Below are 15,203 nucleotides of genomic sequence, written 5' to 3'. Positions count from 1 at the left end.
GTTATATTATTTCAATTCAGGCCATTGATCTCCATTAGCTTCAATCAATGCATCCAAAATCTTTCTTGCTTCTTTTGCATCATTGATCAATCGGTTCAATGTGAATGCTTCTAATGCCTTTTGATATGAATGTTCATAATATGCATCTACCAATAGCTTTTCACTTGATACTTGTTGTACCAATAATCCCAAATAGAATTGTGGAATATTTCCTACACGCAATGGTCTTGGTCCATTGATTCCTAATTCACATACTACTTCTACCATTGCATCATCTTGCATGTTCGCAATTGCTCCATTGTTTTCTACAATCAAAATGAATCTTCCTAATGTATTGAATGCGATGGCTTCTGCTACTTTGATCATCATTTCTGCATGTGCATCACTGATTGCGTGGAATTTGTCTCCTAGTTTTCCTGCTTTAATGACTTCTTCACATTCTTTGAACACTCGCTTTTCACGTCCATCGATAACTTCATCTGCACGTGTATAGTTTGGATTTAAATGACTTGCCTTGTATTCTGGATATAGATAGTATCCATCATATGTATTTGGCAAGTAGTCTGGGAAATCCTCTAACATTGTTTGTACAAATCCATATGTTTCCAACCATGATTTATCACGTTGTTCTGCATCTTGTGGTAAGAATCCTTTTTCTTTTACAATCTGACGGATTTTTGGTAATAAGTCTTCACCTGTTTTACGATCATACATATGTGTAAACCATCCATAGTGGTTCAATCCAAAGTATACTGGATCCAAATCATTCCAGTCACATCCTAATAATCTTGATGTTGAACGTACGACGTTTTCTGGTTGGTCACAGATATTCAAGATTTTCTTGTCATCTGGGAATTCTCTTCTTAAGCATTCTGCAACAATAGCTGCTGGGTTTGAGTAGTTTAAGATCCATGCTTCTGGTGAATATTCACGAATTTGGTGAATAGCTTCTACCATGTCTACACATGAACGTAATCCGTAACTCATTCCTCCTGCACCACATGTTTCTTGTCCAATCTTTCCAAAGCTCAATGGAATGTGTTCATCTTTTTGACGCATGTGAAGTCCACCTGCACGCATCTGCATAAAGATGAAGTCCATGTCTTTATAAGCTTCAGCAGGATCTGTTGTATAAGAGAAATCCAATTCTGGATATCTTTCTTTAAACATGATTTCTCCATATTGTCCGATTGGTTTTTGTCTTTCTCCATCGATATCGAACAATACAAGTTTATTCAATGGGAATTCTTCCTGCATACGAGCAAATGATTTTAAGAATCCTAATGTATAAGTGCTTCCTCCACCTACGATACATACGTTATATTTTTTCATTTTAATTTCTCCTTTTCTTTCGTTTAAAATGGCCAATTTTTTTACGAATTCAATTTACATTCATAATATAATTCACAATTTTATAAATGTAAACGTTTTCGTGCCTGTTAGGCTTATATGTGTAACAATGACAATTATTACATACCTCGTAATTCTTTACATTTACTTTATCTAAAGCTTTTTGCAAGAAAAAAAGCACGAATTGTGCTTTTATCAAGAGTTTATAAACTGTATTAATCTTTCTATTTCTCTAAAATCCTTTATGACTAACATATTATTTTTTCCGCATAATTATTTTTCATTGAATCAACAACTACAATTTTCATGGGAATTATTCTTGCATACGAGCAAATGATTTTAAGAATCCTAATGTATAAGTGCTTCCTCCACCTACGGTACATACGTTATATTTTTTCATTTTAATTTCTCCCCATATTATTTAAAATATTTTCCCCAATAATCTTTATTTGCCTCAATCAAATCATCTAAAATTGCTTTTGCTGTATCTGTATCCGTTACTGTTCTATTTAAAGCTAATGCTTGTAATAGTTTTGTTTTATCTCTTTCAAACAATCCATCTACAGTTAATTTTTCATAAGCATATTGGTTTTCCATCATTCCCTTATAGAATGTTGGAATAGGATCTAATGCTAGTGGCTCAACTCCATTTGAACCTACTCGACATGCAACTTCAACCATCATGTTTTCATCTACATTTGGAATTACACCTTTATTCTTAGTAATAATCAAGAAGATTTCATTTGTATTATTAATAATTGCACAAGCTAAATCTACAATATAACTTGCATGTACACCTCGACCAGGCTTAATTTCATATTCCGTTCCTTTTAATTTTCCTAATTTAATTACTTCTTCCATCATTTCATAGCAACGTTTTTCTTTTCCATCCATTACTTCATTAGCGCGAGTATAGTTAGGATCAGATGTTTCTACTACATGTTTTGGATATAGATAATATTTTAAGTATGTATTAGGTAAATATTCTGGATAATCTCTCAAAATATTTGCCATAAATTTATATGTTTCAATCCAACTAGGTTCCATAGTATGTTCATCTACACCACTTAGTTTAAATAGATCTTCCCCACTAAGAATCAATTCTTTAATTTTTGGTTCTAGATCTTCACCTGTCTTTTTATCATAAATGTGTGTAAACCATCCAAAGTGATTCAAGCCAAAATAACGTGGTTCAAAATCTTTACGACTGCACTTCAAAATATTTGCATATTGATCCATGATAGCGATTGGCATATCACAAATATTTAGAATTCGATGGTCATCTGGGAATACACGTTTTGTTGCTTCTGCTACAATAGCTGCTGGGTTAGAATAGTTCAAAATCCATGCTTCTGGTGAATGTTTACGAATCATTTTTACCAATTCAATAATGTCTGGGACACTACGAAGTCCATATGCAAATCCTCCAGCACCACAAGTTTCTTGTCCTACACAACCATGGCTTAATGGAATCTTTTCATCTTTTTCACGCATTGGTAAACGACCTGCTCGAATTTGCATTAAAGCAAAGTCTACATCTTTAAAAGCAACATCAGGATCTGTAGTATATGTGAATTCTTCCAATTCTGGATAATATTCACGCATTAGGATTTCACCATATTTCCCCATTATTTCCTGTCGTTCTGATTCTGTGTCATATAAACAAATACGACGGATTGGAAAACGATCTTTGTTATCGGCTAACATTGCCATTAAATCTGGATTACGGTGACTTCCACCACCTACGATTACAACATTATATTTTTTCATTTTATTATCTCCATTACATAAATAAAAGCTTAACTATTAATTAAGTCACTTTAGTTTTCAAGGATCTAATAATAGTTAAGCTTCTCTTCTTTCTAATTATTTATTATTTTAATTCAGGCCAGAAATCTTTATTTGCTTCAATCAATTCATCTAGAATTTGTTTAGCAACTTTTCCACTTGGTACTGTTTTACTTAATGTAATTGCTTGCCACATCTTTTGATAACTATGTTCAATCCAAGCTTCTACAACTAGTTTTTCAACACATACTTGTTCTGTCATCAATCCACGTTGGAATGTTGGAATATCTCCAATCTTTAATGGTTCTGGACCATTTGATCCTACTAAACAAGGAATTTCAACCATAGCTGTTGGATCAAAGTTTTCGATAGCTCCTTCATTAGGAACAATCAACAACATTCTTTCATGTGTGTTGAATTTAAGTGCACATGCTAAGTCTACGATAAATGAAGCGTGAACTCCTACCGCAAATTCATTTCCTTTTGAAGTACCATTTTCAACAATGGCTTTTGCCTGCCCAAATACAGTTTTTTCACGTCCATCCATAACTTCGTTAGCACGAGTATAGTTTGGATCTGAATGTTCTACTACAAAGTCTGGATATAAATAGTATTTTAAATATGTATTAGGTACTGTTTCTGGATCCAAAGCGTATACATCTTTAGCTTTTGTGTATGTTTCAACCCATGATGGATCTCTGTGTTGGAATTCAGGTGAATTATTTGCGTATCCCATTTCAGAAATGTGCTTCTTTAAGATTGGCATTAAATCATTACCTTCTTTATCTTGGATTTGTGTCCACCATCCAAAATGGTTCAAACCATAATAACGGATTTCCATGTCGTTACGAGTTAATTCTCTACCTGTTTCATCTTTAATAATTGAACACATATTTGTTTCCAATCCAACTGGCATATCACAAATATTAATGATACGGTGTCCTGGACGTAAACGACGAGTTGCTTCGGCAACGATAGCTGCTGGGTTTGAGTAGTTCAACATCCAAGCATTTGGTGAATATTTTTCCATGTAATCTAAGATTTCAATAACTGGTCCAATTGAACGCATACCATAAGCCATTCCACCAGGACCACAAGTTTCTTGTCCGACTACTCCATATTTTAATGGAATTTTTTCATCCAATTCACGCATTGCATATAATCCAACACGAATATGCGCCATAACAAAGTCAATTCCTGTAAATGCTGTTTCAGGATCTGTTGTCCAATTGAATTCAATTTCCGGAGCTTTTTCTTTTAACATAATTGCACAAGCTTCTGCAAGTTTATCCTGTCTTTCTGCATTATTATCATATAAAGTGATTTTAGAAATTGGGAAACGATCTTGGTTTTCAACCAACATTAATACGATTCCTGGTGTAAAAGTACTTCCTCCACCTGCAATACAAATAGCTGATTTTTCTCTCATATCTATTCCTCCTAACATGCTATTTTCTTTTGACAACGATACCTTACCACCAAGAAAAAATAGAAACAATAGTTCAACACGATTCGGTATTTGAGTGCATTTTAAGATGTTTTTTCCATAATATGTAATTTTTTCCTATTGACTGTAAGCGCTTTTATCGTTATATTATATTGTTAGGTGATTTTTTATGAAACTCGATGAATTAGTAGATAAATATTATAGTGATTTGAATTTAAATGATTTATATATCTGGAGATATATACTTGGTCACAAGAAAGCTTGTGAAAACATGTCCATTTCTGAATTAGCAGAACACTGTAATGTTTCAAAAACAAGTATTTTACGATTCACACAAAAAATTTCATTAAATGGTTTCAGTGAATTAAAATTCTATTTAAAAATGGAAAACAACAATGAAGATACTATCAATCAAGATTTAATTAAAACAATCTGTAACGATTATTGTAATGCCATTCAATATGCTGAAAACCAAAATTATCAAAAAGCCTGTCAAATGATCTATTCTGCAAATCATGTTTTTGCGTATGGAACCGGTGGTGTTCAACAGCTTGCGATCCAAAGTTTAAAAAGATTCTTTTTCAAGCTAAATAAATCCATAAATATTGTTTATGGTTCAAATGAAATGGATTATTTGGTCAACAATTTAACAAGCGATGATTTAGTTATTGTTTTTTCTGTTCAAGCAAGCCAACAATCAGATGTAGAATTTGTGCAAAAATGCAAAGAAAAAAACGCAAAAATACTCTCTCTTACTTTGCTTCAAGATAATCCAATCGCAAGAATTTCAGATGAAACATTATATTATTTAAGTTCACATCGAGATTTTTCAATTCACGGAAGACATTTTTCTCCTACAAGTATGTTTTTTATTACTGTAGAAATACTATTCCTTCAATATGCTATTTATTTAGAATCCATTCAATAAATTCATCCCTAAAATTGGATATAATTCCCATTTTAGGGATTTTTTTGTTTTTACATATATAATATTGTCAAGTGAAAAGAGGTTTATATGAACAAATTACAATTACTGATTACAGATATTGATGGAACATTATTAAATACGAAAAAACGCATTTCTAAACAAACATTAGATTATTTGATTCATTTGCAACAAAACGGTGTAGTTATTGCTCTATGTAGCGGAAGAATTCCTGCTGAATTACAGTCTTTTGTTGAACAACTCCAATTAGATAAGTATGGTGGTTATATCATTCATACAAATGGTGCAGGCATTATAAATTGTAAAACCTCAGATTCTATAAATTTTTCTCCAATTTATTTAAATGAAATGCAAGAGTTAATTGACCTAGCTAAAAAGAATAATTTATATACAATCGTCGAATACAATGATTCTTATATTGTTGACTGTAACTTGTTTGTACAATTCAAAAGAATTCTAACAAAATTATTCTGGCCTAAATGGCTACGTTTTAAAAATCCTGTTCTTACACAATTTAGATATATGTCAAATCATTCTACAAGGGTTTCCAATATAATCACAACTATTAACGCACCCGTTAATAAGCTTTGTTTTCGTGGTGCCTCTCGAAATGTGAATAAATTTGAAGAATACATATTGACTCATAACGATACATATAATGGTTTTCGTCTAACAAAAGGATGTATAGAAGTGAATCATGCAAGTGTTAGTAAAGGTGTTGCAGCTAAATATCTTGCAAATATGCTTAATATCTCACTTGAAAATACAGTTGCCTTTGGAGATAGTGCGAATGATCACGCATTATTAACGGCCATTCCTAATAGTGTTGCAATGCAAAATGCAGATTCTACAACTAAGTCTTTAGCAAAATACACAACCAAATCAAACGACGAAGATGGAATTGTTCATTTTTTAACCAAATCGAATTTTTAGACCTTTGATTTTTATGGATTTTTTTCCACTTTTTGAAATTTATACATTTATTAGGTAAACATTTATTGTTACAATAATTCCATTGTATTACAGTCCATTTTTTTCTATAATGATAGCGTTAACAAGGAGAAATAATACTTTAAGGAGGATATAACAATGTTTAATTTTTTTAAGAAAAAGAACGATAATAAAAAAATAGCAGCTTATGCGAAAGGTAAATTTATTCCTATTACCGATGTTCCTGATCCTATTTTCTCAGAAAAAATGATGGGTGACGGTATTGCAATCTTAGTTGAAGGAGATACCATTTATGCTCCTTGCGATGCCAAAGTTGCGATGGTTGCAACTACATTCCATGCAGTAGGTTTAAATCTAGCAGATGGTACTGAATTGTTGATTCACATTGGTCTAGAAACTGTCAATCTCAAAGGAAAAGGATTTACACCTTTAGTAAAAACGAATGATGAAATCAAAAAAGGACAACCAATTATGAAGGTTGACTTAAGCGTTATGAAAGAAAACAACTTAGAATTATACACACCTTTGGTTGTTTTAAATCATGATTCACATCCATTTAAAGATATTCATAACAATGATAATATTGAAGTTGGAGATGATTTAATCCAATTTAACTAAAAACAGAGAGTGATTATTTTTCACTCTCCATTTTTTTATTCTTATAAATTTGATATTTTATATAAAAAATTTCTGTAAATATAAATAGTGAACTTAGCAATCCTACTATACGTCCATTTCCTGGCAATTGATATGAATGAGATGAAAAATACAAAGATTCTGTACTTAATGTTGCCAATGTATTATTTTTAAATTGTGTCACCGAAATTGTCGGTATATTTTTAAGTTTCAACTTTTTAGCTAGATCAATAACCGTACTCGATTCTCCATTTAGAGAAATAATCATCATAACATCACTCTCTGTTAAATTATACATGACATCTTCAATATCGTATTTACTATCAAAATAATGAAAGTATTCTCCACCATTAAAGAATAGTCGGTAAATTTCTTTTGCCACATTTAATTGTATAGATCCTGATCCAAATATAAAAACTCTTTTTGCATTATAAATATATTCAAAAGCTTTATCCATATTTGCATTTCTCAAAGATTGTGCTGATTCCGCATAATTTAAACACAATTGATTCAAATAATCTTCTTCTTTTGTTTCAAAAGCAGGTTTTTCCTTTTCGAGTTTCAAATATACTTTCAATTCACTAAAGCCCGATAAGGATAATTTTTTTGAGAATCGAATAATACTTGTTTTCGAAACATTGCAACATTTAGCCAATTCTTCAATTGTATAATTACATGTTTTAGATTTATTTTTTGAAATATAGTTCCATATATATAAATCACTATCATTTAGATTTTCATAGTATTTATTAACTAACTCATCAATTGTCATAAATTACATCCCCTGATCTGCTTACATATTATTCTAACACAATTTATTTAAAAACGAAAAAAGGCTCTAAGCCCTTTCATTTGATATATAAATCGATATAAACTCATTTACAATGCCAAGAACTTCTTTGTTCCAAAATTCAGAACCACCATGACCAGCATCTTTGATCTTATAAAATTGCACATTCTTTTTACATTTTATCAATTTATCATACAAGAATACACTTTGGTGAAATGGAACACTTTTATCCATATCTCCATGCACAATTAAAACAGGAGGAATCCATTTATCTTTTTCAACATATTTCATCACTACTGTATCCATACTGTTTTCTCTTGTAACAACTTGCCCTAATAATAATCCTTCTGGACAGTCTTTGGTATAATGTTCTCCTAGCGATGGTTGAAAACGCATTTCGTAAACATCAGTAGGACCAAAATAATCAATTATACATTTGAATTCATATTCTTTTAATTCTTGTGTTCTAAATTTATCAAGACCTTTTGTAAATGCTGTCATCAAAGCCGTATGAGCCCCTGAAGATGTACCCCACAAGATCAAGTTATTTATATCTACACAATATTCATTTTCATGTTCAACCATATATTGAACTGCATATTTTACATCTATAATTTGTGCCGGAAATAATGCAACGTCACTAGGACGATATTCAACTATCGCCACAACATATCCAAGATTTGCGATTCTTCCCAATTGTACAATTTCTCTTCCTAAGGTTTGTTTATGCCAAGCTGATCCTTGAACAAATACGATTGTTGGAAATTTTTTTGTCTCATCTTTGTTTTGTGTAGGCAAAATTATATGCAGGTGTAATATATAATTTTCAACTTTTCTATACACAACATCACAAATTGTCATACAAGAAGTCTCATCAATGTGACCTTGCAATATTTTCATTCCATCTCTTTGAATTGTACTACGCGGAAAATTTTCTTCTGTATATCTCATTTAGTACCTCTTCATTATTTTCATGCCACAATCAATAAGGTTCATACATTGAATAGTTGCATTAATCAAGTTTGATTGCGCATAATCCATAGCTTCCTTTAAATCACAACATTTTTGAACACATGAACCATATAATAGATTTTGTGTATCTTTTAAGATAACACTTCCTCCAATAGAAAGTACTGGAATATCATGTTTAGCGCCCAATTTTTGCATGCCATCAATGACTTTTCCATATTGACTTTGTTCATCAATTTTCCCTTCACCTGTAATAATTAGATCAAAGCCATCCATTTCTTCTTCTTTTTCGATCTTTGAAAGCATATAATCCATGCCTGAACAAATCTTTGCGTTTAAAAAAGTTACAAGTCCAAAACCAAGCCGCCTGCAGCTCCTGCTCCTTCAAAATCATTTAGAATAAAACTATTTGATTTACATAATTCAAAAAATTTTGTATCTAATTTTTCTAATGTTTCGATTTCTTCATCATTAGCACCCTTTTGTTTTCCATACATACGTGCACAACCATTTTGACCTAACAAAGGATTTTTAACATCCGATAGCACGATAAAGTTGACTTCTTTAAGTTTAGGACTTACATTTGTACCATCTATCGTTTTCATTTTAAATACATTATTAATATAAGGTAATACTTCTTTTCCTTTTGCATCTAAAAATCTATAGCCCAATGCGGCTGCGATTCCTATCCCACAATCGTTTGTGCCACTACCACCAATTCCAATCATTATATTTTTATAGCCTAGATCCAACACTTTTTTAATCAATATCCCCGTTTTATGAGTGTTTCTTTCCAATATATTTTTTTTAGAATCCTCCATGATTCCATTTACACATGCCATTTCAATAATACAAGTATTATCCTCTTCATTCACTCCAATTTCTACAGTTTCCCCTTCACAATCAACAGTGATTTTATGTCCGTAATTATACGTATATGCATCCACAGTACCTTCTCCACCATCTGCGATAGGATAGCATTCCACATTTGCGGATTTAAATACTGTTATTACACCTTTTTTTATGCATTCATTTGCCTCTATAGAAGTTAATGATCCTTTATAAGAATCACAAGCCACAAATACATTTAATTCCATGGTTTCCCCCTCTTTCTTAAATAAACAATAATGAACAGATAATAGGTATACTAAATAAACACATTACCGTTGTAATAAATACACCTTCGCTTGCTAGTTCTATGTCCTTATTGTATAAATTCGCAAATACAACTGTATTTGTAGCAGCTGGTAATCCAAATGTTATTGTTAATACAGCTATCAAAATTGCATCATTACAAATGAGTGATAAAAACAAATAACATAAGATAGGAAGTAAAAACATTTTTATTAAAATATTCATATAAAGGCGAACATCTATTTTACGTATATCAATATCGCATGAAGCTAAGCTACTTCCAATAATCACCATTCCTAAAGGAGTCGTTATACTACCTAAATAAGAGCCACACTCAATAATTAAACTTGGCAAATGTATGTCTAATATACATAATGAGCACGCAATCAATGCAGCAACAATACATGGATTTAAAATACTTTTCAATGCTTCATTTTTATTAAATCCCACTCCACTCATCAAATAAATACCATATGTATAACATAATATATTACTTGGCAGTTGAAACACTGTTGCATAAATAAGGGCTTCCGGCCCAAAAATTGCATTAATAACTGGAAAGCCTATAAACCCAGCATTAGGAAATACATACATAAAACGGTAAACGCTTGCTGTATTTCCAAAGCGAAATAATTTTGTGACAACTAAAGCTAATATAATCACAAATATATGAATAATCGTACATACATAAAGTACATTAAAAATATCATAATTATTTTCGAAAGGATTTCCATTTGCCACAGAACTAATCAACAATCCTGGTATACCAATCGTCAATAATAGTTTAGATATGCATTTATTGTATTCTTTATTTAATATGCCTAGTTTATTAATCAAAAAGCCAATAGCCATTAAAAAGAATAAAACCGTAAGCTGTTCTATAATTATTTTTAAATCCATAACTGTCTCCCTAAAAAAATAAGCTTATAGAAATCTATAAGCTTTTAATTATCTAACTTTACGCAAAGAACATAATTCTTGCTAATAACACATCAACGAATAAATATCCTGCCAATACTACGAAACTACCGGAAGTACCTTCCACAAATTTCTTGAAACTTAATGATTTCCAAGCACAATTAAATGGCTCACTATATGCATCGTGTAATTTGTATAGAATGAATACTAACAAGAAAATATAGAATGTATTCAACATGCAAATTTCACCAATCAATAATATGAATAAATTACGATAAACAACCGAAGGATCTTGAAATTCATTGGCTTTTTTTCGCATATTATCAATCATAAGTCCTGCAAAAGGATTTATAAATGCTGCAATCATATTAATCAATGTATAAGCATCTGTTTGGATATATCCATAAATGTCTCCACCTTGCAATTTCATATATAGATATGCAAAGTATAGGAAAGGTGATGCACAACACACAACCACACCAAATAACATAATATTATTTACTTTATTCATTTTATTACGCATAGCTGCGCTAATTTTTTTATTTCTTTTCATACAATCACCTTTCCACTTTTTAATTAATCAAGTAAATTTTCAAATTCTTCACGAACACTAGGAACACTTAATCCAACAATAATTTGGACAGCTTTTCCTTTGTGTACTAAACCATGAGCACCTGCTTTTTTGAACGCACTCATATCAGCTAATATACTATCATCTTTCAATGTTAAACGTAAACGAGTTGCACAGTTAGTTACATCTTCAACGTTGTCTTTACCACCAACTAATTCCAAGAATTTTTTAGCTTTAGCAGCATCTCCACCTTCAACTTCGATGCTTCCAGTAGGATCATTGCTTGTATCTTCTTCAGCAGCTTTAGCAGCCTTGTAATCTTTTTTAGACATTAATTTAGCTTCTTCATCATCATCTTCACGTCCTGGTGTTTTCAAATCGAATTTCTTGATGCAGAAACTAAAGATGAAGAACCAAAGAGCTGTAAAGATCAAACCAACAGCGATTTGAGCAAGAATTTGTCCCATGTGGTTTTTAGCCATAGGAATCCAGTCTAATGCTAACCAGTTAATTAAACCAGAAGAGAATTCACCAGAAATACCAACAACAAAGTATTCAATTGTAGCTAATGTTGCGGCTAGTACAGCGTGGATTGGCCATAAGAATGGTGCAGCAAATAAGAATGTAAATTCAATTGGTTCAGTAATACCACAAAGTATAGCCGTTAAAGCAACAGGAAGCATTAATCCCATAACTTCTTTTTTCTTGTTTTTCTTTGCAGTAGCATAGAATGCTAAAGAGATACCTGGAGCAGCAAATATTTTTGAGTGTCCATATAAAGCAAAACGTCCAGCAGGGAATAATGTAGCTAATGATTTGCTAGATGCTGCATATTCAGATAAATTCAATGCCCAAGCTGCTTTAAATCCACCATCAACTGCAATTGATTCATATGCAAATGGCATATATACAAAGTGATGTAAACCTGTTGGAATCAAAATACGTTCGCAGAATGTAAATACCCAAACACCTAGGGCTCCAGATCCCATAAAGAATCCTTGTAATGATTTCATACCTGTTTGAATAACTGGCCATACAAAGCAGAATACAACTGCCAATGCTAACATTACAAAGAATCCAATACCACAAACAAAACAAGAACCTTTGAAAACACCTAGCCATTCTGGAAGTTTAGTATCAAAATACTTATTATGTAAATATACTACAACACCAGCAACAACTAAAGCTCCAACCATGTTAGTATCTAATGTTTTAATACTAGCAACTAATGCTAAACCTGTACCATTACCTGCTTCTACAGAATAATCAACTCCTAAAGCAGTTCCCCAGTTTGCTAAAATAGCAGCGATAAAATAGTTAAAAGTTAAATAAAGTAGCAACGCTTCCATACAAGCACGAGCTTGTTGCTTTTTTGCCAAACCAATAGGTAAACTAACAACGAAAAGTAATGGAATCTGTCTAAAGATTGTCCAAGCTCCTTCCTTTACTGTCCACCATACTTTATACCATGTAGTAGTAGCTTCTGCAATTGAACCCACAATTACTTCACTAGTTAATACAGTGGTAATTCCAACCATAATTCCAGAAAACGCAAATAGTAATACGGGTGTAAACATTGCGCCACCGAATTTTTGGATTTTTTGCATCATATCCGTTTTTCTCCTCTCCAAATTTTAGTCTTTTAAACCGTGCACATTTAAGACAAGTGAATAATAGCATCGAATGCAAACGCTTTCAAGACGTATGACGTGTGTTGTATCGATTTATAAAAATAGAGAATTGTTCCAAATTCCGAAAAATATTCCAACATTATTTCAATTGTTGAAACTCACCTTATTTCTTTATAAACTATATATTATGAAAAGGAAGAAATTAACATGAAATTAATTAGTCAAGAAATGAGAAAATTAGCACCCGAACTTGATCCATTACGTATTGGAACAGGTTGGAAGAAAGAAGATTTGGAAAAAGTTCAAGTCATGATTGAAAGTACATATGGTGATAGTCACCCTGGAAGTGGTCATTTAAATGTACTTGTTGAAGAAGTTCGCAAAGGAATTGCCGAGGAAAATGGGTTTGGAGCCCGTTATTATTGTACAGATATTTGTGATGGGGAAAGTCAAGGTACAGATGGAATCAATTATAGTCTTGTCAGCCGTGAAATGATTGCAAATATGATTGAAATTCATGCGAATGCTACACCATTTGATGCCGGTGTTTATTTATCGAGTTGTGATAAAGGGGTTCCAGCAAACTTAATGGGTCTTGCTAGAGTGAATATTCCTTCAATTTTTGTACCTGGCGGAACTATGAATGCTGGACCAGAAATGTTGACGTTGGAACAATTGGGTATGTATAGTGCTAAATTTGAGCGTGGTGAAATTGATGAAGCTAAATTAGATTGGGCAAAATGCAATGCGTGTCCTAGTTGTGGAGCATGTTCATTTATTGGAACGGCCTCAACTATGCAGATTATGGCAGAAGCATTAGGACTAGCTCTTCCAGGTACGGCGCTTATGCCTTCTACAAGTCCAGATCTTTTAGCGTTCGCTAGAGAAGCTGGTAGACAATCTGTACGTATTGCCAAAATGGAAAACATGAAACCATCTGATATCGTAACTATGGATAGTTTTGAAAATGCGATCTTAGTCCATGCGGCTATTTCAGGAAGTACAAACTGTCTTCTTCATTTACCTGCCATTGCCCATGAATTTGGGATTGAAATTACTGGAGAAACATTTGATCGTTTACATAGAAATGCACGTTATTTATTAGATGTTCGTCCTGCAGGACGTTGGCCAGCTGAATGCTTCTATTATGCTGGTGGTGTACCAGCAATTATGGAAGAAATCAAAGAGCATTTGCACTTAGATGTTATGACAGTCACTGGTAAAACGTTGGGTGAAAATCTTGAGGAATTAAAACAGAATGGGTTCTATGAAAAATGTGATCAATGGCTTCAAGAATTTAATAAACGTTACAATGTGAATTTGACAAAAGAAGATATTATTCGTCCTTATGACAAGGCAATTGGTACAGATGGAAGTATTGCCTTATTAAAAGGTAATCTTGCACCAGAAGGAGCAGTCATCAAACATACAGCTTGTCCAAAAGAAATGTTTAAATCTATTCTTCGTGCTCGACCATTTGATAGTGAAGAAGAATGTTTGGATGCTGTTTTAAAACATAAAGTACAAAAAGGCGATGCCGTATTTATTCGTTATGAAGGCCCTAAAGGAAGTGGTATGCCTGAAATGTTCTATACATCGGAAGCTATTAGTAGTGATAAAGAATTAGGTAGAAGTATTGCCTTAATCACAGATGGACGTTTCTCGGGTGCTAGTACAGGTCCTGTCATTGGTCATTGTAGTCCAGAGGCTTGTGATGGTGGTCCAATTGCGTTAGTTGAAGAGGATGATTTAATTGAAATCGATGTGATGGAAAGAAAATTAAATATTGTTGGTGTTAAAGGTGAGCGTAAATCCATGGAAGAAATGGATGAAATTCTAGCTGAAAGACGTAAAAATTGGAAGCCAAGAGAAAGAAAATATAAAAATGGTGTATTGCGTTTATTTAGTGAACATGCCGCAAGTACTATGAAAGGTGCTTATTTGGAATATAAAGGTAGTGTAAAGAATTTATGAAAAACTCGGTATGGGAAGATCGAAATTTGAATAAATTGTTTATACTCTACAAGAATTTCTGATTTACTGTCTATTCTTTAGATTTTAGACAGAAAAAA

General features: G+C 32.4%; 12 protein-coding genes and 1 pseudogene. 4 read left to right on the top strand and 9 right to left on the bottom strand.

From position 1 onward, the window contains the following. Positions 1 to 6: 6 nt before the first annotated feature. The 3 genes from H8911_RS05915 to H8911_RS05905 all read right to left on the bottom strand — a co-directional run bounded on the left by H8911_RS05915 (position 7) and on the right by H8911_RS05905 (position 4,567). Complete coding sequence (locus H8911_RS05915; RefSeq protein WP_186998998.1) at positions 7 to 1,332, bottom strand: 6-phospho-alpha-glucosidase; 1,326 nt, start codon at positions 1,330 to 1,332, stop codon at positions 7 to 9. A 435-nt stretch (positions 1,333 to 1,767) separates the two neighbouring features. Beyond that, complete coding sequence (locus tag H8911_RS05910) at positions 1,768 to 3,120, bottom strand: 6-phospho-alpha-glucosidase (RefSeq protein ID WP_186998997.1); 1,353 nt, start codon at positions 3,118 to 3,120, stop codon at positions 1,768 to 1,770. 103 nt (positions 3,121 to 3,223) lie between these two features. Continuing rightward, positions 3,224 to 4,567, bottom strand: coding sequence for a 6-phospho-alpha-glucosidase (locus tag H8911_RS05905; protein ID WP_186998996.1), 1,344 nt, complete (start codon positions 4,565 to 4,567; stop codon positions 3,224 to 3,226). Positions 4,568 to 4,754: 187 nt separating this feature from the next. Between H8911_RS05905 and H8911_RS05900 the strand changes: the two genes are divergently transcribed. From H8911_RS05900 to H8911_RS05890, 3 genes are all read left to right on the top strand, one after another. Then, a complete protein-coding gene (locus H8911_RS05900) occupies positions 4,755 to 5,513 on the top strand; it encodes a MurR/RpiR family transcriptional regulator (protein WP_186998995.1) in 759 nt (252 codons plus the stop codon). A gap of 87 nt (positions 5,514 to 5,600) precedes the next feature. After that, positions 5,601 to 6,464 (top strand): Cof-type HAD-IIB family hydrolase, encoded by an 864-nt coding sequence (locus tag H8911_RS05895; RefSeq protein ID WP_186998994.1) that lies wholly within the window; start codon positions 5,601 to 5,603, stop codon positions 6,462 to 6,464. 156 nt (positions 6,465 to 6,620) lie between these two features. Continuing rightward, positions 6,621 to 7,100, top strand: coding sequence for a PTS sugar transporter subunit IIA (locus H8911_RS05890; protein WP_186998993.1), 480 nt, complete (start codon positions 6,621 to 6,623; stop codon positions 7,098 to 7,100). Between the two features lie 13 nt (positions 7,101 to 7,113). Here the strand turns inward: H8911_RS05890 and H8911_RS05885 are convergent, their stop codons facing one another. From H8911_RS05885 to H8911_RS05855, 6 genes and pseudogenes are all read right to left on the bottom strand, one after another. Beyond that, a complete protein-coding gene (locus H8911_RS05885) occupies positions 7,114 to 7,890 on the bottom strand; it encodes a MurR/RpiR family transcriptional regulator (protein WP_186998992.1) in 777 nt (258 codons plus the stop codon). Between the two features lie 66 nt (positions 7,891 to 7,956). After that, positions 7,957 to 8,859, bottom strand: a complete 903-nt coding sequence (locus tag H8911_RS05880; protein ID WP_186998991.1) for a prolyl oligopeptidase family serine peptidase — start codon at positions 8,857 to 8,859, stop codon at positions 7,957 to 7,959. Then, positions 8,860 to 9,974, bottom strand: a pseudogene (locus tag H8911_RS05870) (glycerate kinase family protein). Positions 9,975 to 9,990: 16 nt separating this feature from the next. Continuing rightward, positions 9,991 to 10,911: an AEC family transporter gene (locus H8911_RS05865; protein WP_186998989.1), complete on the bottom strand. Its 921-nt coding sequence runs from the start codon at positions 10,909 to 10,911 to the stop codon at positions 9,991 to 9,993. A gap of 58 nt (positions 10,912 to 10,969) precedes the next feature. After that, entirely contained in the window at positions 10,970 to 11,482 is a 513-nt protein-coding gene (locus H8911_RS05860; RefSeq protein WP_186998988.1) for a hypothetical protein, read from the bottom strand. A 23-nt stretch (positions 11,483 to 11,505) separates the two neighbouring features. Then, positions 11,506 to 13,110 (bottom strand): alpha-glucoside-specific PTS transporter subunit IIBC, encoded by a 1,605-nt coding sequence (locus H8911_RS05855; RefSeq protein WP_186998987.1) that lies wholly within the window; start codon positions 13,108 to 13,110, stop codon positions 11,506 to 11,508. Between the two features lie 228 nt (positions 13,111 to 13,338). On the opposite strand from H8911_RS05855, the gene ilvD reads away from it, so the two are divergent. Next, the gene (ilvD, locus tag H8911_RS05850) at positions 13,339 to 15,105 is read left to right on the top strand and encodes a dihydroxy-acid dehydratase (RefSeq protein ID WP_186998986.1); all 1,767 of its coding nucleotides are present in this window, start codon (positions 13,339 to 13,341) and stop codon (positions 15,103 to 15,105) included. The last annotated feature ends 98 nt before the right edge of the window (positions 15,106 to 15,203 follow it).

It is taken from the genome of Holdemanella hominis (assembly GCF_014306155.1).
Lineage (GTDB): Bacteria > Bacillota_I > Bacilli_A > Erysipelotrichales > Erysipelotrichaceae > Holdemanella > Holdemanella hominis.
The sequence above is the reverse complement of the archived record's forward strand: the minus strand, read 5'-3'. Positions and strand labels throughout refer to the sequence as shown.

Bases quoted from the DNA above. Each gene is read 5' to 3' on its own strand.
- H8911_RS05915 (WP_186998998.1), bottom strand. From the start codon at position 1,332: ATGAAAAAATATAACGTATGTATCGTAGGTGGAGGAAGCACTTATACA.
- H8911_RS05910 (WP_186998997.1), bottom strand. From the start codon at position 3,120: ATGAAAAAATATAATGTTGTAATCGTAGGTGGTGGAAGTCACCGTAAT.
- H8911_RS05905 (WP_186998996.1), bottom strand. From the start codon at position 4,567: ATGAGAGAAAAATCAGCTATTTGTATTGCAGGTGGAGGAAGTACTTTT.
- H8911_RS05900 (WP_186998995.1), top strand. From the start codon at position 4,755: ATGAAACTCGATGAATTAGTAGATAAATATTATAGTGATTTGAATTTA.
- H8911_RS05895 (WP_186998994.1), top strand. From the start codon at position 5,601: ATGAACAAATTACAATTACTGATTACAGATATTGATGGAACATTATTA.
- H8911_RS05890 (WP_186998993.1), top strand. From the start codon at position 6,621: ATGTTTAATTTTTTTAAGAAAAAGAACGATAATAAAAAAATAGCAGCT.
- H8911_RS05885 (WP_186998992.1), bottom strand. From the start codon at position 7,890: ATGACAATTGATGAGTTAGTTAATAAATACTATGAAAATCTAAATGAT.
- H8911_RS05880 (WP_186998991.1), bottom strand. From the start codon at position 8,859: ATGAGATATACAGAAGAAAATTTTCCGCGTAGTACAATTCAAAGAGAT.
- H8911_RS05865 (WP_186998989.1), bottom strand. From the start codon at position 10,911: ATGGATTTAAAAATAATTATAGAACAGCTTACGGTTTTATTCTTTTTA.
- H8911_RS05860 (WP_186998988.1), bottom strand. From the start codon at position 11,482: ATGAAAAGAAATAAAAAAATTAGCGCAGCTATGCGTAATAAAATGAAT.
- H8911_RS05855 (WP_186998987.1), bottom strand. From the start codon at position 13,110: ATGATGCAAAAAATCCAAAAATTCGGTGGCGCAATGTTTACACCCGTA.
- ilvD (WP_186998986.1), top strand. From the start codon at position 13,339: ATGAAATTAATTAGTCAAGAAATGAGAAAATTAGCACCCGAACTTGAT.